The sequence below is a fragment of the Xanthomonas citri pv. mangiferaeindicae genome (assembly GCA_002240395.1).
In the GTDB taxonomy this organism is placed as follows: domain Bacteria; phylum Pseudomonadota; class Gammaproteobacteria; order Xanthomonadales; family Xanthomonadaceae; genus Luteimonas; species Luteimonas citri_A.
Map to the genome: position 1 here is coordinate 967,748 of CP016836.1, position 21,959 is coordinate 989,706.

The window sequence follows — 21,959 nt, forward strand, 5'->3', positions numbered from 1 at the left end:
GGGTTCTTACAGCAGCACCCGGCGCATATCGCCGAGCAACTGCGCCAGCGTCGCAGTGAAGCGCGCGGCCGCAGCGCCGTCGATGACCCGGTGATCGTAAGACAGCGACAGCGGCAGGATCCGGCGCGGCTGGAAGGCCTTGCCGTCCCAGACCGGCTTGATCGCCGACTTCGACACGCCCAGGATCGCCACTTCCGGCGCATTGACGATCGGCGTGAAGCTGGTGCCGCCGATGCCGCCCAGCGAGCTGATCGAAAAACACCCGCCCTGCATGTCCGCCGGGCCGAGCTTGCCGTCGCGTGCCTTCTTGGCCAGCGCCGACATCTCCTGGGAGATCTCCAGCACGCCCTTCTTGTCGGCATCGCGGATCACCGGCACCACCAGACCGTTGGGCGTGTCGGCAGCGAAGCCGATGTGGAAGTACTTCTTGAGCGTCAGCGTCTCGCCGGCCGCGTCGAGCGAACTGTTGAAGCGCGGGTACTGCTTGAGCACCGCGACAGACGCCTTGATCAGGAACGCGAGCATGGTCAGCTTGATGCCGGACTTCTCGTTTTCCTTGTTGAGCTGCACACGCAGCGCCTCGAGATCGGTGATGTCGGCATCGTCGTGCTGCGTGACGTGCGGGATCATCGCCCAGTTACGCGCGAGGTTGGCGGCCGAGATCTTCTGGATCCGGCCCAGTTCCTGGACCTCGATCTCGCCGAACTTGGCGAAGTCGACCTTCGGCCACGGCAGCAGATTCAGACCGCCGCCGGCCGCGGCCGGGGCACCGGCCTTCGACGCGCCACCGCCCGCCAGCACGCCCTTGACGAACTGTTGCACGTCTTCGCGCGTGATGCGCCCGGCGCGCGCGGTCCCGCGCACCTGGGCCAGATCGACGCCGAGCTCGCGCGCGAACAGGCGCACCGCGGGGCTGGCGTAGGGCACATTGCCCGGCAGGATCGCCTCGGCATCGAAACGGACCGGCGGCTGGCCGCTGCCGGCCGGCCGGTGCTCCATCGAGGCCTGCGCGATCGGATCGGCCTTGGCCTGCGGGGCGACCGGCTCGACCGCGCTGTCGTCCTTGGACTTGGCGGGCGCGGCGCCCCCACCCGACGCGCTGCGCGCGTCGACCTCCCCGCTTGCGGGGAGGTGCGTCGGCCGAGGCGCCCTCGGCCTCGATGATCGCGACCACGCTGCCTTCCGACAGGGTGTCGCCGACCTTGACCTTCAGTTCCTTGATCACGCCGGCGACTGCGGCCGGCACTTCCATCGTGGCCTTGTCCGATTCCAGCGTGACCAGGCCCTGGTCCTTGGCCACCGTGTCGCCGACCGCCACCAGCACCTCGATCACCGGCACGTCGTCGTAGCCGCCGATGTCGGGCACCTTCGATTCCTGCGCGCCACCGCCGCCGGCCGGCGCCTTGGGCGCCTCGGTCTTCGCAGCGGGCGCGGCCTTCTCGGCCACCGGCTTGTCGGCGGCCTTCGCCGGCGCTTCCTGCGGCGCGGGCGCTTCACCCCCACCCGACGCGCTGCGCGCGTCGACCTCCCCCGCTTGCGGGGGAGGTGCATCAGCCGCGGCATCCTGGGCTTCGATGAGCGCGACCACGCTGCCTTCCGACAGGCTGTCGCCGACCTTGACCTTCAGTTCCCGGACCACACCGGCCACGGTCGAGGGGACCTCCATCGTGGCCTTGTCCGATTCCAGCGTAACCAGGCCCTGGTCGACCGACACCGTATCGCCGACGGCAACCAGCACCTCGATCACCGGGACATCGTCATACCCGCCAATGTCGGGAACGCGCGCTTCTTTCAGGTCGGCCATGCGGCCCTCCGGGCATCTCGTGACCCACTATTGTGGCGCCCCGCAGGTCCCGCGCCAACTGCTGTGATGCCGCATCGCGTGCCGCGATCGGTCGCGGAACATTGCGTCGCATCCAAGGCGTTCGTCTGCGGTACAGCCGCAGTCTTGCCGGGCACTGCCATACCAACCCGCATGGCAACGCGGCTTGCGATGAACGCGCTGCGCAGATTTCCGAAGCTGCTGTGAAGCGTTAGGAACGCTTCAGACAGCGCAAATCGCGGATTCAGCTTGTCCGCGCCAGCATGGCCGCGCCTTCCCGAAGAGGAAGGTCGCCAAAGGACTTCCGGTCCCGAACGCGAGAATCCCGCCGGCGCGTCCGCGCTGCCGGCACCAAGGCTACAAACAGGAGAACCCCATGAAGCCGAACGCGTCCATCCTCAACAAGCGCAGCCTGATCCTCGCCACCCTGGCCTCGCTCGCGGTCTCATCCGCGGCCTTCGCCCAGGACGCCGATACCGCGGCCGGCAAGCGCTTCTCGGTGGTCGGCGGCGTAACGCTGCTGCAGCCGACCAACGACAGCGAGCGGAACAACGGGCTGAAGGTCGACGGCGGCCCGGCGCCGACCGCCTCGGTCTCGTACAACTTCACCGACAACATCAGCGCCGAGCTGTGGGGTGCGCTCGACGCGTTCGATCACCGTGTCAAGCAGGACGGCGGCAAGATCGGTACCGTCGATCAGCAGCCGATCGCGCTGAGTGGCCAGTACCACTTCGGTGACGTCGACAACACCTTCCGTCCGTTCGTCGGCCTGGGCTATCACCAGTCCAACATCAGCAACGAAGACCTGGGTGGCGGCGGCGACCACGTCAGCCTGACGACGCCGAAGGGCGCCATCGGCACGGTTGGTGTCGACATGAACATCAATTCCACCTGGTTCGCCCGTGCCGATGCGCGCTACCTGCGCAGCCGCGCGGACGTCAAGCAGGCCGGTGAGACCGTGCAGCGCGATCTCAAGCTCGATCCGTGGACCGTGGGTGTGGGTATCGGCGCACGCTTCTGATCCTCTCTCTCCCAGAAACGTGCCCAGCGGCCCCGCCTTGTGCGGGGCCGTTTTTTTTCGCCTAGAACCGGGGTCAGAGTGCAATTTCGCCTCGCAAAATCGCACTCTGACCCCGGTTCTACCCGGTCTCGGCCGAATGCCGCCTCAGAGCCAGCGTCCCAGACGCCACTGCAGCAGGACTGCGTAGGCGGCGTGGTAGCCGAGCACCAGCCCGGCGACCGCGAACAGCCCGGCCGGCTCGCCAAGCGGCCCCCAGGCCGCCAGGACCTCGACGTTGCCTTGCCAGCGCTCCCAGGCCTGCCAGATACCCGCGATCACGCGGGCAACCACGACCAAGGTCAGTGCCAGCACCAGCCAGCGATTGGGTGTGTACCAGACCGCTCCGGGCCGGTGCTCGACCCGCGTCAAGGCCCAACCAAGGCCGCCTGCGGCCAGGCCGGCGAGCAGCCCCAATCCTGCATAGACGAAGGCATGCGCAACGAACAGGTTGGTCATCGCCATCGCGCCCAGGAACAGCAACGCCGAGGCCGGCAGCAACCAAGCATTGAGCCGGGTCAGCCAGCGCGGCGGGCGCCGACGCGAGGTGCCGACGCGATAGCGGTTCCACAGCGCCAGTGGCCACAGCAGCAGCATCGCCGCGCACAGCGCCAGGACGAACACGATCAACAGGACGATGGGCATGGCGGCAGTGTGCGGCACGCCGCGTGGCTGCGGCGTCGGCGACTCCGATCGGTCGCCCTCAGGGCGGCGGCGTCGCGTCCGGGTGGCGCACCGGCGGGTCGGCGACCACCCGCTCGCGGCGGAACATGTACAAGCCGCTGGCAACGATGATCGCTGCGCCCAGCCAGGTCGGCGCGTCAGGCAGCACGCCCCAGAGCGTGAGATCGAGCACGATCACCCACAGCAGCGCGGTGTACTCCAGCGGCGCGACCTGACTGGCCTCGCCCAAACGGAAGGCATGGGTCATCGCGACCTGGCCCAGCGCGCCCGCCCCGCCGATCAGCGCCAGCACGCCCAGATGCTCGGTCTGCAGCGGCCGCCAGTCGCGCCAGGCCAGCAGGCCGGCGAAGACCGCCATCAGCACCAGGAACCAGAACACCAGCGACTCGGGGCTGTCGCGCTGCGCCAGGATGCGCACGGTGATCGAGGCGACCGAGTAGCACAGCGCACCCAGCACCACCGCCAGGCCGGCCAGCGTGGCGACGCCCTCACCGGTCGGGCGCAGCACCACCAGCACGCCGACGATGCCCACCGCGATCGCCGTCCACCGGCGCGGACCCACCCGCTCGCCGAGCAGCGGCACCGCCAGCGCGGTGACCAGCAGTGGCGAGACGAACACGATCGCGTACGCGGTCGACAGCGGCATGCGCGCCAGCCCGTACACGAAGCCGGCGATCATGCCCACGCCGAGCACGCCGCGCAGCAGGTGCAACGGCCAATGGATCCGCCACAACGTACCGCCGCGACCGCGCACCACGATCCACGCCGCGATCAGCGGCAGCGTGGTCAGGCTGCGGAACGTGGCGACCTGGAACGCCGAATAATCCTCGGCGATCCACTTCATGCCTGCGTCCATGCCCGCGAACGCGAGTACCGCCAACAGCATCCACCATACGGCGGCGCGGGCATCGGTCGGCGGAGCGGCACGGGACATGATCGCGAAGGATGAACAGGGAGCGTCCATCCTCGCACGGAAGCGCGCGCCGGGCATCCGGCGCGCACGGGTCTTCAGCGCCGCAGCGTCTCGATGTCGATGACGAAGCGGTAGCGCACATCGCCCTTGCGCATGCGCGCGTAGGCGGTCTCGATGTCGGCGATGCCGATGCGCTCGATGTCGGACACGATGCCGTGTTCGGCGCAGAACTCGAGCATCTCCTGGGTCTCGCGGATACCGCCGATCAGCGAGCCGACCAGCCGCCGGCGCTGCAGGATCAACGCGCCGGCCGCGACCGGCGCCGGCGCCTCGGGAATACCGAGCAGGATCATCGTGCCGTCGACGCGCAGCAGCGATAGGTACGCGTTGTAGTCGTGCTCGGCCGACACGCTGTCGACGATGAAATCGAAGGACTTGGCCAGCGCCTTGAACGTGCCCTTGTCGCGCGTAGCCGCAAACGCGTGCGCACCGAGCGCCAGCGCGTCGGCGCGCTTGGATTCCGAACTGCTCAGCACCGTCACCCGCGCGCCCATCGCGACGGCGAACTTGACCGCCATGTGGCCCAGGCCACCCAGACCGACGACCGCGACCTCGTCGCCGGGCGCGACGCCGAAATGGCGCAGCGGCGAATAGGTGGTGATGCCTGCGCACAGCAGCGGCGCGGCGGCATCGAGCGGCAACGCATCGGGGATCCGCAGCACATAGGCCGCATCGACCGTGATCCGGGTCGAGTAGCCGCCATAGGTCGGCCCGCTGCCGTCGCGCGCCATCGCGTTGTAGGTGGCAGTCATGCCGTCCTCGCAGAACTGCTCCTCGCCGGCGCGGCATTGCGGGCAGGTCCGGCACGAGTCGACGAAGCAGCCGACACCGACGGCATCGCCGACCGCGAACGCGGTCACCGCGCTGCCAACCTGGGCGATGCGGCCGACGATCTCGTGGCCGGGCACCATCGGGAAGATCGACCCGCCCCACTCGTCACGCACCTGGTGCAGGTCGGAGTGGCAGACGCCGCAATAGAGGATGTCGATCAGCACCTCGGACGGGCCGGGCGGGCGGCGCTGGATCGTGGTGGGCGCGAGCGGCGCGGTGGCGTCCGCGGCGGCGTAGGCAGGGGTCTCGAACATGACGGCGATCTGCGACAGCGGGGGAGACGCCATTGTGGCGCGTCGGCCGCGGCCGGGACCGGGCGAGCGCGCGATGCAACGTTCCACGCCGGCTGCGTTACCCTGCGGGCCGTTTCCCCACTGCCAGGTGCCCCATGCCGTCTTTCGACGTCGTCTCCGAAGTCGACACCCACGAGTTGACCAACGCGGTCGACCAGGCCAACCGCGAACTGACCACGCGCTTCGACTTCAAGGGTGTGGAGGCCTCGTTCGAGCGCGAGGATGCGGTGATCACCCAGTCGGCCCCGAGCGAGTTCCAGCTCCAGCAGATGACCGAGATCCTGCGCCAGCGCCTGGCGGCGCGGAAGATCGATGTGCGCTGCCTGGAGTTCGGCGACATCGACACCAACCTCGCCGGCGCCCGGCAGAAGGTCACCGTCAAGCAAGGCATCGAACGCGACCTGGCCAAGAAGATCCAGACCACGCTCAAGACCGCCAAGCTCAAGGTCGACAGCCAGATCAATGGCGACAAGCTGCGCGTGACCGGCAAGAAGCGCGACGATCTGCAGGCAGCGATCGCGCTGCTGCGCGGCACCGAGTTCGAACTGCCGCTGCAGTTCGACAACTTCCGCGACTGAGCGCCGCGTTCTAGAAGTAGCGCAACCACGTCCAATCCCGGCGCCGCGCCTTGAGCGCGGCGAACCCACGCACGGCCGGATACAGCGCCAGCGCCAGCGCCGCCGCGGCCGGCAGCAACCACGCCGCGGCCCCGAACCCGAAGACCGCCCCCTGATTGAGTCCCCATACGGCGACCGCGGCCAGGTACAGCAGCTTCAGCACGTACAGGTGCAGCAGATAGAAGAACATCGGCGCCGCGCCGTAGGTCGCCACCGGCGCCAGCCGCCGGGCCAGCGCCGGACGCTCGAACAGCCGCAGCAGCAACAGGCCCACGCCCAGGGTCAGACACAGGAACAGCAGCGAAGGTGGGTACTTGGTGACGTTGACCAGGCTCATCGCCGTGCGCAGTCCGTCCTCGCCGAGGCGCCAGGGCGCATCGCCATAACCGTTGACCAGCCGCAGCACGGCGAACGCCGCCAGCGCGCCCACACCCCAGGCCAGCAGCCGCCGCTGGCGGCGCACGGCATCGAAACCGGCCGCGAACCACGGCCCGGCGGCATAGCCGAGCGCGATCACCCCGATCCACGGCAGCACCGGGTACGAGGTCCGCACCCGCAAGCCTTCGATCGGCTCGAACCAGGCGCGCTGGTGCAGCACCGCCCACACCCCGGACCAGGCACCGTCCACGCGCAGGCCGTCGAGCAGGTTGTGCCCGGCCACCAGCGCCAGGCCGAGTGCGGCCAGCACCGGACGCGGCAACCACAGCAGCGCCGAGAGCGCGAGCATCGACAGGCCGATCGCCCAGATCACCTGCAGATATACCGTTTGCGGCGGGAACGCGAACGTCCAGGCGAAATTGACCAGCGTCACTTCCAGCAGCACCAGGAACAGCCCGCGCTTGAACAGAAACGCCGCGGTCGCCGCACGCCGGTCCGCCTGGCGCTGGCCGTAGAGCCAGGCCGACAGCCCGGTCAGGAACACGAACACCGGCGCGCACAGATGCGCGAGCAGGCGGAAGCCGAACAGCGTCGGCGAGACCTGGTCGATGTCGACCGGATCGGCCACCTGCACATGCAGGAAGAAGGTCTCACGCACGTGGTCGAGCAACATCAACAGCATGACCAGGCCGCGCAGCAGATCGATCTGGACCAGGCGCGGACGAGGCGGAAGGGCGGAAACGGGCATGGCAAATCGCAACGGCTGAACTAGTTATATTATAACATACCAATTGCGGCATGCCGGCTGGTCTAGACTGCGCGCCCGTCCGCGCCGCCGATCCCGTGACCGCCCAGCTCCCCGATGCCCCGCCCCCGACGACCCGCTGGCCGCCACCCGCCGCTGGGTCGAGCGCGCGGTGATCGGGCTGAACCTGTGTCCGTTCGCCAAGGCCGTGTACGTCAAGGATCAGGTGCGACTGGTGCTGTGCGAGGCGACCACGCCCGAGGCCCTGCTCGAACGGCTGGGCGAGGAACTGCTCCACCTGCGCGACACGCCGGCGCAGACCACCGACACCACGCTGCTGGTGCATCCGCACGTGCTGCAAGACTTCCTCGATTACAACGACTTCCTGGACGCGGCCGATGCCCTGGTCGAGTCGCTCGACCTCGACGGCGTGCTGCAGGTCGCCAGCTTCCACCCCGACTACCGCTTCGCCGACGCCCCCGACGACGACATCGGCCACTGCACCAACCGCTCGCCCTACCCCACCTTGCATCTGCTGCGCGAGGACAGCGTCGAGCGCGCGGTGACGATCTATCCCGACCCCGACGCGATCGTCGAGCGCAACATCGCCACGCTCGAGCGGCTCGGACCAGACGGCTGGGCCGCCTTGCGCCGCCCCTGAGCCTCAGCCGCGTTCGATCACCCGGCCCAGACCACTGGCGTCGATCTCCCGGGCCGCAGCCGCGAGCGCATCGGCATCGCAGCCGGCCATCAGCCCGATGCGGAAGTGCAGTTCACCGCCGGGCGTGCGCGAGGAATGGATCGAACCCAGATTTACCCCGTGCCGCTCGAACACGTGCAACAGCGCGCGCAGCGAGCCGGGCCGATCCAGCGGCAGATGCACGCTGACGAACCGGTCGCCGGCAAGATCGGCCAGCAGATAACCGACCCGCTCGAACGCGTAGTTGCCCTGCTCGAGCGCCGCCGCGCCCAGCGCCTGGCGCTGGGCCTCGAGCAAGGCGCGGAACTGCGCGCGTGCGGCATCGTCGCCACGCGCCACCAGGGCATGCAGTTGCGCGGTACGCGCCGCAAGGTCGGCGAGCACGCCGACCACATGCGGATTGTCGAACTGGATGTCCTCGTAGATCGCCGGGTTCATCGACAGGATCCGCGCGATCATCGCCGCATCGAGCTCGAACGAGGCCGACCGGAACGGCAGCAGGTCCGTCAATCCGCCGCCGTCGGGCGCCTGGTCGAGCAGCACGCCGGCCTGGGCTAGATGCCCGGCGTGCACCAGGGCCTGCACCAGCGCCATGATCCGGTCGTGGCGCTCGGCCTCGGCATGCACCACCTGGCCCTCGAGCGCCGCGAGCAGACGCGCGACCCAGGGCCGCCATCGCGACAGACGCGCCTCGCAGACCACGACCACGCGGCCTCGTAGCGTCGGCGACTTGGGCGGCGCGGTCATCGGATGCAGTCCGACGACCTCGGCCTGCGCGCGCAGCATCGCCGCGACCGGCGCCTGCTTGAGCGAGGTCACATCGAGCCACAGCCGCCCACGCTCACGCCCGGCCGAACGCGCGGTCCAATCGGCGACGACGGCCGCGGTGGTGCGGATCGGCGCGGCGAACACCAGCACGTCCGCGGCTGCGAGCAGCGCCTCGGGTGCATCGCTGGCCGGGTCCGCCGGGTCGTGGCCGAGCACCTGCAGCCCCATGCGTGAGGCGAAGAAGCCGCGCAGCCAACGGCCGTAGGCGCCCGCACTGCCGACGATGCCCACGACCGGCGACTCGGGCAGCGGCGCGTCTGGAAAGGGGGAGTCAACGGTCATGCCGCCATTCTCGCCGCTCGACGGCAGGCGTGCGCTGGCACTTCCTCAAATTATAAATACATGCTTATATGTAGACACTTTCAAAGCCCCCACTCCCCGATGTCGCACGCCCACGACCACACCGCGCACAAGGCGCACGCCCATGCGCACGATCACGCGCACGCCCCGTCGGTCTCCGCCGCGAACGAACGCGCGGTCCTGACCGGCTTCGCGTTGACCGCCAGCTTCATGGTCGTCGAGATGGTTGGCGGGGTCCTGTCGGGCTCGCTGGCGCTGATCGCCGACGCCGGCCACATGCTCACCGACGCTGCGGCGCTGCTGCTCGCCTGGCTGGGCTTCCGCATTGGCCGCCGGGCCTCGGATGCCCGGCGTACCTTCGGCTACATGCGCATCGAGGTGCTGGCCGGGCTGATCAATGCGATCACGCTGTTCGCGCTGGTGCTGTGGATCGCCTGGGAAGCGGTGCAGCGGCTGCGGCATCCGGGGGAAGTGCTCGCCGGGCCGATGCTGGCGGTCGCGGTCGTCGGCCTGCTGGTCAACTGCCTGGTGTTCTGGATCCTGCATCGCGGCGACCAGTCGCACGTCAACATCAAGGGCGCGACGCTGCACGTGCTCGGCGACCTGCTCGGTTCGGTCGCCGCGATCGTGGCTGCGCTGGTGATCCACTTCACCGGCTGGATGCCGATCGACCCGATCCTCTCGGTGCTGGTCTGCCTGCTGATCCTGCGCAGTGCCTGGGCGCTGCTGCGCGGTGCCTTCGACATCCTGATGGAGGCCACACCGCCGGACATCGACATCGAAGCCCTGCGCACGCACCTGCGCGAGCAGGTCCCGGGCGTGGCCGGCGTCGACCACGTGCATGTGTGGTCGATCACCTCGGGCCGGGTGCTGGCGACGCTTGAACTGACGCTCGACAAGGACACACCGGCGTCGCGCGTGGTGCCGGCGGTCAAGCGCGCGCTGGCCGACCGGTTCTCGATCGGCCACACAACGGTCGAGGTCGTGCACGCCCCGCACCATGCCTGCGCGCTGGAGTCCGGCAATCGCGCATCGCATGACCAAGCGCACGCGCATCCGCACGACCACGGCCACGGCCACGCGGATGCCGCCGATCGCATCCCGGGCGCATCGAAGCCAGGAGGCCCGAATTGAGCCCGTCTGCGCCTGAAATCGAGACCGCCCCCGATTCAGAGCATGTCGAGATCCTCGCCGGCACCTTCCGTCTGCTCGGCGACCCGACCCGGCTGCGCGTGCTGCTGACCTGCCTCGGCAACCCGGTGCCTGTCGGCGAGATCGCCCGACGTATCGGCGCCTCGCAACCGTTGGTCAGCCATCACCTGCGCCTGCTGCGCGGCGCCCGGCTGGTCCGCGGCGAGCGGCGCCAGCGCCAGGTGTTCTATGCGACTGCCGATGCACACGTGCGCGACATGCTGGTCGACATGCTCGCCCATGCCGATGAGCCGGCGGACGACGACGAGCCCCATCGCTGAGGCCTGCGCAGATGCACACCGTCACGATCTACGTCTATCCCGAGGTCGAGGTGCTCGACTTCGCCGGCCCTTTCGAAGTGTTCGCGACCGCGAGCCGTGTCGCTTCGCGCCTGCGACCAACGGCGCCGCCGCCGTTCGCGGTGCGTACCGTCGCGCGCGAGGCCGCGCCGGTCCGTGCTCGCGCCGGGCTGCAAGTGCTGCCCGACCATGGCTTCTCCGACTGCCCGCCCATCGATGTGCTGCTGGTGCCCGGCGGCGTGGTCGATGCCGAACTCGCCGACGCGCGCACGATCGACTGGATCGCCGAGCGCGCCGGCGATGCGCAGATCGTGGCCTCAGTGTGCACCGGCGCGTTCCTGTTGGCCGAGGCCGGCCTGCTGTCGGGCCGCGCCGCGACGACGCATTGGGAAGACCTCGACGCACTGCGCGCGCGCCACCGCGACGTCGACGTGCGCGAGGGTGTGCGCTGGATCGACGAAGGCGCCGTCGTCACGTCTGCCGGCATCGCCGCCGGTATCGACATGAGCCTGCACCTGGTCGCGCGGCTCGCCGGTCGCGACCTGGCGGTACGCACAGCGCGTCAGATGGATGTGACCTGGCACGACGTGCCGTAACGCCGCAGTGGCCGCGATGCTAGCGCGCGGCCTCGATCAGCGCGCGGACCTGGTCGAGCGAATCGACGATGTGATGGCCGAGTGCCCGCACCGTCTCGTCGGGCAGCAGCAGGTCAGGCACCTGGATCGTGGTCATGCCGGCTGCGAGCGCGGCGCGCACCCCGGTCGGCGAATCCTCCAGCGCCAGGCACCGCGTCGGCGACACGCTCAGCCGCTCGGCCGCGAGCAGATAGACATCCGGCGCCGGCTTGGGATGGGCGACATCGTTGCTGGTGCACACCGCATCGAAATACTGCAACAGACCGGCGGCGGCGAGCTTGCGTTGCGCCAGCGGCGCCCGCGTGGAGGTCGCGACCGCGCGCGGGATGCCACGCTCGGCCAGCAGGTCCAGCAACGCGACGATGCCCGGACGATGCGCGATGCCGGCCTCGGCCCGCGCCAGGTACAAGGCCTGACTGCGACCAAACAGCGCATCCGCGGCCAGCTCGCCGATGCGTTCGACCAGACGTGCGCGGCAGATACTGTCGCTGTGGCCGATCATCGCGCGCCAATACTCCGGCTCGATGTCCTGCGCCTGCTCGGCGGCCGCCAGACGCATGCAATCGAGGATTTCGCGCTCGCTTTCGAGCATCAGGCCGTCCATGTCGAACACCACCCCGGCAGGCAGCGACGGCAAGGTGAACCCCTGCGGAGACGGTGGAACGGTGGCGGACATCGAGGGCGTGGACACGTATTCGATTCTACCCCGCATCGACGCGAAGGCCCATTCAGCGTACCCGTGCGTACGGGCAATACCGCACGCATTCCGCAATAATCGCCGTCCGCCCCACTACCCCGGTCCATGCGTCGATGAAGGATTCTTTCAGCTACGAACAACTGATCGCCTCGGGCGAGGGCCGGCTGTTCGCGCCGGGCAGCGGCCGCCTGCCGCTGCCGCCGATGCTGATGTTCGACCGCATTACCCACATCGACGACGACGGCGGTGCGCATGGGCTGGGCCAGATCCACGCCGAACTCGATGTGCGCCCGGACCTGTGGTTCTTCCAGTGCCATTTCCAGGGCGATCCGGTGATGCCCGGCTGTCTGGGCCTGGATGCGATGTGGCAGCTGGTGGGCTTCTACCTGACCTGGCAGCAACTGCCCGGGCGCGGTCGCGCGCTGGGGGTGGGCGAGGTCAAGTTCACCGGCGAAGTCGGCCCGGATGCGAAGCTGGTGCGCTACGAGATCGATATCAAGCGCGTGATCAAGCGACGCCTGATCCTGGGCATCGGCGATGCGCGCATGCTCGTCGACGGCCGCGAGATCTACACCGCCAACGACCTGCGCGTGGGGCTGTTCATGCGCGATGAGGCCGCATGAGCCTGAATCCGACCGCACGCCGCGTCGTGATCACCGGCGCAGGCATCGTCTCGTGCATCGGCAATGATCTCGACACCGTCGCCGCTTCGCTGCGCGAGGGCCGCTCGGGCATCGCCTTCGACGCCGGCCATGCCGACAAGGGCCTGCGCAGCCAGATCTCGGGCATGCCCGAGGTCGACCTCGACGCGCTGATCGACCGCAAGCTGCGCCGCTTCATGGGCGATGCCGCGGGCTACGCCTATCTGGCGCTGCGCGATGCGATCGCACAATCGGGCCTCTCCGACGACGCGATCTCCGGCCCGCGCACCGGCCTGATCATGGGCTCGGGCGGCGGCTCGCCGGAAAACCTGATCGGCTCGGCCGACGTGCTGCGCGACAAGGGCGTGCGTCGGATCGGCCCCTACCAGGTCACCCGCACGATGAACTCGACGGTCTCGGCGTGCCTGGCCACCGCGTTCGGCATCAAGGGACTCAACTACTCGATCTCCTCGGCCTGCGCGACGTCGGCGCATTGCATCGGCGTGGCCGCGCAGCAGATCCAGGCCGGCTTGCAGGACGTGGTCTTCGCCGGCGGCGGTGAGGAAGCGCACTGGGGCATGGCGATGCTGTTCGACGGTATGGGTGCGCTTTCGAGCCGCTACAACGACACGCCCACGCGCGCCTCGCGGCCGTACGACGCCGACCGCGACGGCTTCGTGATCGCTGGCGGCGGTGGCGCGCTGGTGCTCGAGAGCCTGGAGCACGCGCAGGCACGCGGCGCGACCATCCTCGGCGAACTGGTCGGCTTTGGCGCCAGCTCCGACGGCGTCGACATGGTCGCGCCCTCCGGCGACGGCGCGATCGCCTGCATGCGCATGGCGATCGAAGGCCTCGACGGCGACATCGACTACATCAACACCCACGGCACCTCGACGCCGGTCGGCGACGTCAGCGAACTGCGTGCGATGCGCACGGTGTTCGGTGAGGCGATGCCGCCGTTCTCGTCGACCAAATCGCTGACCGGCCACTCGCTTGGCGCGACCAGCGTGCACGAAGCGATCTTCTGCCTGCTGATGCTCGAGCGCGGCTTCATTGCCGGCTCGATCAACGTCGACACCCTCGACCCCGAAGCCGAAGGCCTGCCACTGGTCCGCGAAAGCCGCCCCGCGCAACTGCGCACCGTGCTGTCAAACAGCTTCGGCTTCGGCGGCACCAACGCCAGCCTCGCCCTGCGCCGCTGGGACACCTGACGAAACCAGGGCCCGAAACCAAAAACCGGGGTCAGAGTCGAATTTCTAACAGGATGTCCCTCGCCTGGTGGCGATCGGGGAAATTCGACTCTGACCCCGGTTTCGGGTTAACCGAAGAGGGTGCTCAGGTCGGTGGCGTCGAGGGGCCGCCATTGCCCTTCGGGCAGGTCGCCCAGCGACAGGCCGCCGATGCGGCTGCGGTGGAGGGCGACGACATGATTGCCGACGGCCGCGAACATGCGTCGGACCTGGTGGTAGCGACCTTCGACGATGGTCAGCTGCGCATGCGTGGGGTCGACGACCTCGAGCGCGGCGGGCAGCAGCGGCGTGGTCTCGGACTCGAGCATGAGTGCGCCGCTGGCGAACAGCGCGGCCTCGTCCCCGCGCAGCGGCTGCGCCAAGGTCGCGTCGTAGACCTTGGGCAACGCCGCTTTCGGCGAGATGATCCGATGCAGCAGTTGGCCATCATCGGTGAACAGCAGCAGGCCACTGGTCTCGCGGTCCAGGCGCCCGACCGTCGACAGCGCGGGCGCGCGCAGCCGAAAGCGCGGTGGCAACAGGTCGTAGACCAGCCGGCCAGTGTCCTTGGTCGAGCAGGTGTAGCCGGTCGGCTTGTGCAGCAGCAGCGTCAGGCCCTGCGGCGGATCGAGCGGTTCGCCGTCGACGCGAATGGCCGCGTGTGCCACACGGTCGTCGGCATAGAGCACCTCGCCGTCGGCATCGGTGATGCGGCCTTCCCGGAACATCCATGCCACCTGCTTGCGGCTGCCGTAGCCAAGGTTGGCGAGCAGCTTGACCAGCTTCATCGCGCCTGCTCCGCATGCACGATCTTGAAGCCGCCTTGCGCGGCGACCTCGCGCACCTGGCCGAAGCGTGCGCCGAGCACGTCCTCATAAGGCAGGTGCCGGTTGGCGACCAGCCACAGGCTGCCGCCCGGCGTCAGCGCGTCGGCAGCCGCGGCAATGAACGCACGTCCCAACTCGGGCCGCTCCTCGCGCCCGTGGGCATGGAACGGCGGGTTGCTGACGATGAAGTCGTAGCGCCGCGTCAGGCCCGCGGTGACATCGCGCCACTGGAAATCCAGCGCCGCATCGTCGCGCAGCCCGGTCAGATTGCGTCGAGCCAGCGCCAGCGCGCGGCCCTCGGCCTCGATCACGTCGAGCGCGCGCACGCCCGGGCAGCGCTGCAGCACCTCGGCCGCCAGAAAACCGTAGCCTGCGCCGAGATCGGCGCCGTGCCCGGCCAGCGTCGTGGGCAGGTGCGCGGCCAGCAGCGCCGATGCCGGGTCGATCCGGTCCCAGGCGAACACGCCGGGCCGGCTGACAAACCGGCCACCGAGGATCGGGCGCGGCGCGTCCAGCGCCGCCCAACGCGCGCGCAATGCCTGGTCGCCGCGCGCATCGCGCTGCGCCCAGAACACCCGGCACTTGTGCTTGGACAGCGCGCCGATGTTGCCGGCGAGCGCGGCCAGGTCGGCCTGCGCGGACTTCGCGCCCTCGTCGTTGGCGACGCTGGCAACGACCCAGCCGCCGGGCACGACCGCCGCCAGCGCGCGTGCCAGCAACGCCCGCGCCTCGTCGCGCTGGCGCGGCGGCAGTGCCAGCACAAGTGGGCGTTCCGGCAGCGCCGGGTCCTCGCCATCGTCGGTCTGCGGCAGCGTCTCCAGGCCCGCGCGCTGCAGCGCCGTGTGCAGGGGCGCCAGGGTCTGCTCGCACAGCAGGCCAGGCCACCGGCCACCGGTCGTCGCCACGCCCGGCCGCGCCCGCAGGAACAGCGCACCGGCCTGCGGCCACGGCAGCAGCCGCTGCTCGAACGGGAGGAACAGCGCATCGAGCGCGGGGTCGGCCATCGCGAGGGGTCCAGGGAAACAGCCGGCGATTCTACCGGGACCGCTTGACCGGGACCGCCGGCCCAGGCCTGCCGGGTGCCTGCAAGCCCGATGCGCAGCCCATCGCGATTCCAACGCGATGTTGATGCATCGCGAACATCCACGCCGGCACGATGACCGGGCCTTCCCCACCCAAAGGAGACCGCGATGCCCATCCGTGCACTGTTCGTCGGCGGCGTCATCGACAACAACGAGCTCGACCTCGACGGCACGGAACCGCCGAAGCACTACCCGCCGGAGACCGGCAGCGGTCAGTCGCGCTACCGCCTGCATCTGGTCGGCCGTAGGGCGGACGGAGTCGCCTACGCCGTCTACGGCGCGCCCGAACTGCCCGGCGAGGAGGTGCTTCGGGTCAGCACGGAACGCGAATACGCCCGCCGCTTCGACGCGGCCGAAGATGTGATCGAATGACCCTTGGGCCGGGCAGCGCCCACGCGTTGCCCGGCCGTCTCAGTCCTGCAGTTCGCGCAGCGTCACCGAAGGCGGCGCGTCGAGCACGCGGCGGGTCGCCCACAGGCCGGCGATCAGCGTCATGCCGACGCCGATGCCGCCGCCGGCCGCGGCCAGCGCCCAGTTCGGCCGCCACGGCAGGTCGAACACCTGCACCGCGACGACGCCGGCCAGCACCGATGCGGCCAGAGCGGCGACCACGCCCGACAGCAGGCCGATCGCTGCGAACTCCGAGGCCTGCGCCAGCCGCAACTGCGCGCGCCGCCCGCCGAGCACGCGCATCACGCCGCCTTCGAGCAGGCGCTCGTCCTGGCTGGCGCTGACCGCCGCCAGCAGCACCAGCACGCCGGCAGCGAGCGAGAACCAGAACACCACCTGCACCACGGTCGAGACCTGATCGGCTGTGCTGCGCACCTGGGTCAGCACCGCGTCGATGTCGACGACCGACAGGTTCGGGAAGCGTTGCACCAGATCGGCAGTGAAGCGCGGCCGCTCGGGCGGCACGCGCACCGCGGTGATGTGGCTGGCCGGGTAGCCGTCGAGCGCACCGGGTGAGGCGACGACGAAGAAGTTCGGCCGGAAGCTCTCCCACTCGATGCTGCGCAGACTGGTGATCGGCGCCTCGAAGCGCTGGCCTGCGATATCGAACGCGATGCGGTCGCCGATCTGCCAGCCCAGGTCCTTGGCGAAGCCCTCTTCGACCGACAGTTCCGGCGTCGCCGGCACCGTGTCGCCCCAGTACGTACCCGCGGTGATCTGGTTGTCATCACGCAGCGCACCCTGCATCGACAGGTTGAACTCGCGCTCGGCCCGGCGCTGGGCCTGGCGGTCCTGCGCCTCGTCACCGCTGCGCCCCAGGTAATCGTCGCCGCGCACCGCCTCGCCATTGCGCGCCAGCAGGCGCGCACGCACCATCGGGAACAGCACCGGCGGCTCGACCGCCTGCTCGGCAATGAAACCGCGCACGGCGTCGAGCTGGTCGGGCTGCACATTGATGATGAAGCGGTTCGGCGCATCCTGGCCGATCGACAGTTGCCAGCGATCGAGCAGGTCGGTGCGCACGAAGGTCAGCAGCAACAGCGCCATCAGGCCCAGGCCGAGTGCGCTGATCTGCGCGACGCTGGTGCCCGCACGCCGGCTCACATTGGCCAAGCCGTAGCGCAGGCCGCCGCGCAGCCTCGAGCGCAGCGCACGCACCAGCGCGATCAGTCCCCAGGCGAGCAGCGCCAGCACGGCAAACGTGGCCGCGATGCCGCCGAGCATCGCGCCACCGAGCGCCGCCGAGCCGGCCTTCCACCACAACAGTGCGGCCAGCCCGCCGAAGCCGGCCAGCCCGACCAGCCAGGCGCTGGGCTCGAAGCCGCCCAGGTCGCGGCGGAGTACCCGCAGAGCGGGCACCCGACGCAGCGCCAGCACCGGCGGCGCGCCGAAGGCCAGCAGCACCACCAGGCCGACGCCGTAGCCCTGCAGCGCAGGCAACACGCCGGCGGCCGGGATCGACAAGCCCAGCAGCGACGCGAGCCAACGGCCGACCGCCCATTGCAGCCCGAACGCGATCGCAACGCCCAAGGTGCAGGCGACCAGCCCGAGCAGCAGCAGCTCGCCGACGTGGATGCCGACCAGCGTGCGCTGCTGCGCGCCCATGCAGCGCATCACCGCGACCGACGACAGATGCCGGGCCGAATGCTGGCGCGCGGCCATTGCCACCGCGACCGCCGCCAGGATCACCGACACCAGCGCCGCCAGCCCCAAGAATCGGCCGGCGCGATCGAGCGAGGAGCGCACTTCGGGGCGCGCGTCACCGATCGTCTCCACGCGCTGGCCACGGCCCAGCTGCGCACGCGCGAGGCGGGTGAAGCCGTCGACTGCGTTGGCGTCGCCAGCGACGACCAGGCGATACCCGATGCGGCTGCCCGGCTGGATCAGCCCGGTGCCTGCGAGATCGGACAGGTGCAGGAACACCTTCGGCGCGACGTTGAAGTAATCGATCGACGCATCGGGCTCCTGCAGCACCAGCGCGGCGAGACGGAAGCTGCGTTCGCCCAGATGCACGGTGTCGCCGACCGCCGCGCCGAGCGTATCCGCCCCGGCCCGGCTCATCCATGCGGTCCCGGGTTCGGGCACCGTCTGCGCATCGCGCTCGACACCATCGCCGCGGTCGATCCGGAAGCTGCCGCGCAGCGGGAAGCCGTCGCCGAGCGCGCGGACATCGCCCAGGCGCAGATTGGCCGCATCGCCCTCGCCGACGCGGATCATGCTGTCGAGCTCGACAGTCTCGACCGCGCGCAGCCCCGGCGCATCGGCGGCGGCGCGGATCGCACCTTCGATCGGTGCATCGCCGCGCACCACCGCGTCGCCGCCGAGCAAGCGGTTGGCCTCGATCGCCAATGCGCGCTCGGCGCGGTCGGTGACGAAGCCCACCGCGGTGACCGCGACGACCGCGAGCACCAGGGCGGCGAACAGAATGCGGATGTCGCCAGCCTTGAAGTCGCGGCGCAGCTGCCGCCAGGCGAGGCCCGCGGTCCTCATGCGGCCAGCGCCTCGTCGGCGACGAGCCGGCCGCTGTCGATGCGCAAGCGCCGCGCGCAACGCGCGGCCAGACGGTCGTCGTGGGTGACCAGCACCAGCGTGGTGCCGGCATCGGCATTGAGCGCGAACAGCAGGTCGACGATCGCCTGGCCGGTGGCGGTGTCCAGGTTGCCGGTCGGTTCGTCGGCGAACAGCAGCGAGGGCCGGGTCACGAACGCGCGCGCCAGCGCCACGCGCTGCTGCTCGCCGCCCGAGAGCTGGCGTGGATAGTGGCCCAGGCGCTCGCCCAGACCGACGCGCTGCAGCACCTCGCGCGCCGGCGCCTCGACATCGCGGTCGCCGCGCAGCTCCAGCGGCAGCATCACGTTCTCCAGGGCGGTCAGCGACGGCAGCAGTTGGAAACTCTGGAACACGAAGCCGACCTTCTCGCCGCGCACGCGCGCCCGGCCGTCCTCGTCGAGCGTGGAGATCGGCGCGCCGTCGAGCAGCACGCGGCCCGCGCTCGGTGTGTCGAGCCCGGCCAGCAGCGACAGCAGCGTGCTCTTGCCCGAGCCCGAGGCTCCGACGATCGCCACCGTGTCGCCATGCCCGATACGGAAGCCGACGTCCTGCAGGATCGTCAGGTCGCCGGACGGCAGCGCCACGCGCTTGCCCAGTCCGTCGACGTCGAGCGCACAGTGCGCCGCGCGCGCGGCTTCATCTTGCAGGGGGGGACCGTCGTGCATAGATATCCTTCGCTGTTCGCGCCAGCCGGGCGCACCGTCGCAACGCGACATCGCCGACCAACCGGAGACATGGGAGATGACACTGGGAACTGCGGCCATGCGCCGCCCGATGCAAGCGCGCGTGGCGCGCTGGATGCTGGCGTGTCTGCTGGCCCTGCCCGTTCTAGCACAGGCCCAGGCCACCACGGCCAGCCCGTCCGCCGATCCGCCGTCCAAGACGCTGCTGGTCATGGGTGATTCACTGTCGGCGGGCTACGGCATGTCCGCCGCGCAAGGCTGGGTCGGTTTGCTCGCACAGCGGCTGCAGCACGAGGCGCCGGACTGGCGGGTGGTCAATGCGAGCATCTCCGGCGAGACCACCGCCGGCGGTGCCTCGCGGATCGTGCAGGCGGTCGTGCGCGAGCGCCCGCAGGTGGTGGTCATCGCGCTGGGGGCCAACGACGGGCTACGCGGGCTGCCGCTGGCCGAGGCCCGGCGCAATCTGGCCCGGATGATCGGCGCCTCGCAACACGTCGGCGCGCGCGTGCTGCTGGTGGGCATGCGCATGCCGCCGAATCTCGGCCCGGACTACACCCGCGGCTTCGAGGCCAACTACCGGCTGCTCGCCGACACGTTCGACGTCGCACTGCTGCCGTTCCTGCTCGAACCGGTCGCCGACGACCGCGCCAACTTCCAGGACGACAACCTGCATCCCACCGCCGAGGCGCAGACCAAGATCCTCGATCACGTCTGGCCGGCCCTGCGCCCGCTGCTCGCGCCCTAGTCAGGGCCGTTCGAGCAGCGGATACGGGTTGACCGGCGCGCCGGTCCACCACTGGCGTTCGGGCGTCAGCCGGAACACCGCGAAATGCAGATGCGGGGCGGCGGGATCGGCATTGCCTGTGCTGCCGACCCGGCCGATGACATCGCCACGCCGCACCTGCGCGCCTTCGGCAATGCCGGGCGCATAGGCCTGCAGGTGCGCGTAGTAGTACGACCAGGTCCCGGTGGGTTCGAACTGGTAGATCGTCAGGCCGCCGCGGTCGCTGGTGAACAGCTTTTCGATCGTGCCGTCGGCAGCCGCCAATACCGGCGTACCGGCAGGCGCCATGATGTCGAGCGCTTCGTGGCGGCGCTCACTGCCGCGCGCATCGTCGAATGTGTCGCGCACGTCGGAAAGCGCGATGCCTTGCACTGGCAGCAACAGCGCAGGGGCCGCGTCCGCAGCCGCGGCGGGCGCAGTCGCTTCAGGCGCCGCCACGGGCGCGACGTTCGGCACGGGCGCAGCAGGCGCCGATGCAGCGCTCGCTGCGAAGGTGTCGGCCGGCCTCGGATCTGAGGCCGGCGGCGACGGCGCGGCCTCGATGGCCACGGGCGACGCGGCGTCGTGCGCGGCGCCGCCGCGCCACAGGAACACGGCCGCGTTCGCCAGCGCGAGCACCGCCGCGAGCGCGATCCACAGGCCAGCACGGCTCATGGCCTACTCCTCCAGCAGCACGACGGTGCCCGGCCCGACGACGCCCGCCACCCGGCGCGCGCTCCAGTTGGTCATCCGAATGCAACCGTGCGACTGGGTCTTGCCGATGCTCGCCGGTTCTGGTGTGCCGTGGATGCCGTAGTGCGGCTTGGACAGGTCGATCCAGACGGTGCCGACCGGATTGTTGGGCCCCGGCGGCAGCGTGGCCTTGGCATGTCCGGGGTCGGCGTCCCAGAACAGGTCCGGGTTGTAATGGAACGTCGGGTCCTCGGCCACACCCTCGACCTTCCACTCGCCGATGGGCAGCGGATCATGTTCGCTGCCGGTGGACGCCGGGAACTGCGCGTAGACCTTGCCGGCGCCATCGACCAACCGCAACACCGAATCGGACTTGCTGACCACCACCCGCTCGGGCTTCGCCAATGCGGGGGCATCGGCCGTGTTCGGGAACACGATGCGCGTGCCGGCCTCGAAGCGGGCCCCGGGGTTGAGCCGGCGCAGCAGCGCGGGCGCGGCATGGAACCGCTCGCCCAGCGCTTCGGCCAGGCTCTCGAAGCCCAGCGCCTCGCGCTTGGCCTTTTCCATCATGTCATCGGGCAACGCGACGAAGGGACCGGCGACCTCGTCGGCGGTCAGCGTGTGCGTCGTCAATGCCGGCACGGCATCGGTGGTCAGCGCCTGCCAGGTGCGCGCATCCAGCGTGCCGCTCGCCTCCAGGCCGTGGAAGCGCTGGAAGGCGGCAATCGCGCGCGTGGTGTTGGTCCCGCCCTGCGCGTCGATCTCGCCCGGCGAGAACTGCGCACGGTCGAGCAGCACCTGTGCGCGCAGCATCGCCGCGTCGCCGGCGTCGGCTGCCGCCGCATTGACCGACTCGGGCGTCAGTGCGACCTCGGCCTCCGCCTGCGCTTGGTCCTGGGCGATCGCCGACGCGCAGCTCAGCAGCAGCCCCAGGCAGGCCGTCATCCAGCGGACGGGACGGGCTCGGAATGGCGTCATCGAAAGGCTCCTG

22 protein-coding genes and 1 pseudogene are annotated in these 21,959 nt (G+C 70.0%); 10 read left to right on the top strand and 13 right to left on the bottom strand.

From position 1 onward, the window contains the following. Positions 1–6: 6 nt before the first annotated feature. A pseudogene (locus tag BEN78_04150) lies at positions 7–1,804 on the bottom strand (dihydrolipoyllysine-residue acetyltransferase). Positions 1,805–2,198: 394 nt separating this feature from the next. Here BEN78_04150 and BEN78_04155 point away from each other — a divergent pair. Beyond that, a complete protein-coding gene (locus BEN78_04155) occupies positions 2,199–2,843 on the top strand; it encodes a hypothetical protein (protein ID ASR42704.1) in 645 nt (214 codons plus the stop codon). A gap of 144 nt (positions 2,844–2,987) precedes the next feature. Here BEN78_04155 and BEN78_04160 read toward each other — a convergent pair whose 3' ends face one another. The 3 genes from BEN78_04160 to BEN78_04170 form a co-directional block, all read right to left on the bottom strand. Next, positions 2,988–3,524: a hypothetical protein gene (locus BEN78_04160; protein ID ASR42705.1), complete on the bottom strand. Its 537-nt coding sequence runs from the start codon at positions 3,522–3,524 to the stop codon at positions 2,988–2,990. 58 nt (positions 3,525–3,582) lie between these two features. Next, positions 3,583–4,497, bottom strand: a complete 915-nt coding sequence (locus BEN78_04165; GenBank protein ASR42706.1) for a hypothetical protein — start codon at positions 4,495–4,497, stop codon at positions 3,583–3,585. Between the two features lie 74 nt (positions 4,498–4,571). Next, on the bottom strand, positions 4,572–5,621 hold the full coding sequence (locus BEN78_04170) for a hydroxyacid dehydrogenase (protein ID ASR44894.1): 1,050 nt from the start codon (positions 5,619–5,621) through the stop codon (positions 4,572–4,574). A gap of 134 nt (positions 5,622–5,755) precedes the next feature. Between BEN78_04170 and BEN78_04175 the strand changes: the two genes are divergently transcribed. Beyond that, positions 5,756–6,238 (top strand): YajQ family cyclic di-GMP-binding protein, encoded by a 483-nt coding sequence (locus BEN78_04175; protein ID ASR42707.1) that lies wholly within the window; start codon positions 5,756–5,758, stop codon positions 6,236–6,238. A 10-nt stretch (positions 6,239–6,248) separates the two neighbouring features. On the opposite strand, the gene BEN78_04180 is transcribed toward BEN78_04175, so the two are convergent. Next, complete coding sequence (locus BEN78_04180) at positions 6,249–7,403, bottom strand: hypothetical protein (protein ASR42708.1); 1,155 nt, start codon at positions 7,401–7,403, stop codon at positions 6,249–6,251. A gap of 67 nt (positions 7,404–7,470) precedes the next feature. Between BEN78_04180 and BEN78_04185 the strand changes: the two genes are divergently transcribed. Then, positions 7,471–8,061: a hypothetical protein gene (locus BEN78_04185; GenBank protein ASR44895.1), complete on the top strand. Its 591-nt coding sequence runs from the start codon at positions 7,471–7,473 to the stop codon at positions 8,059–8,061. 3 nt (positions 8,062–8,064) lie between these two features. Here the strand turns inward: BEN78_04185 and BEN78_04190 are convergent, their stop codons facing one another. Beyond that, positions 8,065–9,210 (bottom strand): prephenate dehydrogenase, encoded by a 1,146-nt coding sequence (locus BEN78_04190; protein ID ASR42709.1) that lies wholly within the window; start codon positions 9,208–9,210, stop codon positions 8,065–8,067. Positions 9,211–9,309: 99 nt separating this feature from the next. Between BEN78_04190 and BEN78_04195 the strand changes: the two genes are divergently transcribed. From BEN78_04195 to BEN78_04205, 3 genes are read left to right on the top strand one after another with little or no spacing between them, the layout of a single operon-like run. Beyond that, positions 9,310–10,362, top strand: coding sequence for a zinc transporter ZitB (locus tag BEN78_04195; protein ASR42710.1), 1,053 nt, complete (start codon positions 9,310–9,312; stop codon positions 10,360–10,362). Positions 10,363–10,379: 17 nt separating this feature from the next. Next, positions 10,380–10,700 carry a transcriptional regulator gene (locus BEN78_04200; protein ASR44896.1) on the top strand — a complete coding sequence of 107 codons (321 nt, stop codon included), beginning with the start codon at positions 10,380–10,382 and terminating at the stop codon, positions 10,698–10,700. Between the two features lie 11 nt (positions 10,701–10,711). Continuing rightward, the gene (locus tag BEN78_04205; GenBank protein ASR42711.1) at positions 10,712–11,314 is read left to right on the top strand and encodes a thiamine biosynthesis protein ThiJ; all 603 of its coding nucleotides are present in this window, start codon (positions 10,712–10,714) and stop codon (positions 11,312–11,314) included. Positions 11,315–11,333: 19 nt separating this feature from the next. Here BEN78_04205 and BEN78_04210 read toward each other — a convergent pair whose 3' ends face one another. Further along, entirely contained in the window at positions 11,334–12,029 is a 696-nt protein-coding gene (locus BEN78_04210) for a hydrolase (GenBank protein ID ASR42712.1), read from the bottom strand. A 134-nt stretch (positions 12,030–12,163) separates the two neighbouring features. On the opposite strand from BEN78_04210, the gene BEN78_04215 reads away from it, so the two are divergent. Together BEN78_04215 and BEN78_04220 are read left to right on the top strand one after the other, a co-directional pair. Next, entirely contained in the window at positions 12,164–12,673 is a 510-nt protein-coding gene (locus tag BEN78_04215; protein ID ASR42713.1) for a 3-hydroxyacyl-[acyl-carrier-protein] dehydratase FabA, read from the top strand. After that, positions 12,670–13,902 carry a beta-ketoacyl-[acyl-carrier-protein] synthase I gene (locus tag BEN78_04220; protein ASR42714.1) on the top strand — a complete coding sequence of 411 codons (1,233 nt, stop codon included), beginning with the start codon at positions 12,670–12,672 and terminating at the stop codon, positions 13,900–13,902. The genes BEN78_04215 and BEN78_04220 overlap by 4 nt, the downstream gene beginning before the upstream one ends. 107 nt (positions 13,903–14,009) lie before the next feature. Here BEN78_04220 and BEN78_04225 read toward each other — a convergent pair whose 3' ends face one another. Next, complete coding sequence (locus tag BEN78_04225; GenBank protein ASR42715.1) at positions 14,010–14,708, bottom strand: 16S rRNA pseudouridine(516) synthase; 699 nt, start codon at positions 14,706–14,708, stop codon at positions 14,010–14,012. Beyond that, a complete protein-coding gene (locus BEN78_04230; protein ID ASR42716.1) occupies positions 14,705–15,751 on the bottom strand; it encodes a 16S rRNA methyltransferase in 1,047 nt (348 codons plus the stop codon). The genes BEN78_04225 and BEN78_04230 overlap by 4 nt, the downstream gene beginning before the upstream one ends. Before the next feature lie 192 nt (positions 15,752–15,943). Between BEN78_04230 and BEN78_04235 the strand changes: the two genes are divergently transcribed. Then, positions 15,944–16,201, top strand: coding sequence for a hypothetical protein (locus tag BEN78_04235; GenBank protein ASR44897.1), 258 nt, complete (start codon positions 15,944–15,946; stop codon positions 16,199–16,201). Between the two features lie 39 nt (positions 16,202–16,240). On the opposite strand, the gene BEN78_04240 is transcribed toward BEN78_04235, so the two are convergent. Then, on the bottom strand, positions 16,241–18,769 hold the full coding sequence (locus BEN78_04240) for a permease (GenBank protein ID ASR42717.1): 2,529 nt from the start codon (positions 18,767–18,769) through the stop codon (positions 16,241–16,243). After that, positions 18,766–19,494, bottom strand: coding sequence for an ABC transporter (locus BEN78_04245; GenBank protein ID ASR42718.1), 729 nt, complete (start codon positions 19,492–19,494; stop codon positions 18,766–18,768). Before BEN78_04245 ends, BEN78_04240 begins: the two co-directional genes overlap by 4 nt. 133 nt (positions 19,495–19,627) lie before the next feature. Between BEN78_04245 and BEN78_04250 the strand changes: the two genes are divergently transcribed. Beyond that, positions 19,628–20,257 carry an arylesterase gene (locus BEN78_04250; GenBank protein ID ASR44898.1) on the top strand — a complete coding sequence of 210 codons (630 nt, stop codon included), beginning with the start codon at positions 19,628–19,630 and terminating at the stop codon, positions 20,255–20,257. Here BEN78_04250 and BEN78_04255 read toward each other — a convergent pair whose 3' ends face one another. Together BEN78_04255 and BEN78_04260 are read right to left on the bottom strand one after the other, a co-directional pair. Next, a complete protein-coding gene (locus BEN78_04255; protein ASR42719.1) occupies positions 20,258–20,950 on the bottom strand; it encodes a hypothetical protein in 693 nt (230 codons plus the stop codon). A gap of 3 nt (positions 20,951–20,953) precedes the next feature. Continuing rightward, on the bottom strand, positions 20,954–21,946 hold the full coding sequence (locus BEN78_04260) for a peptidoglycan-binding protein (protein ASR42720.1): 993 nt from the start codon (positions 21,944–21,946) through the stop codon (positions 20,954–20,956). Between the last annotated feature and the right edge of the window lie 13 nt (positions 21,947–21,959).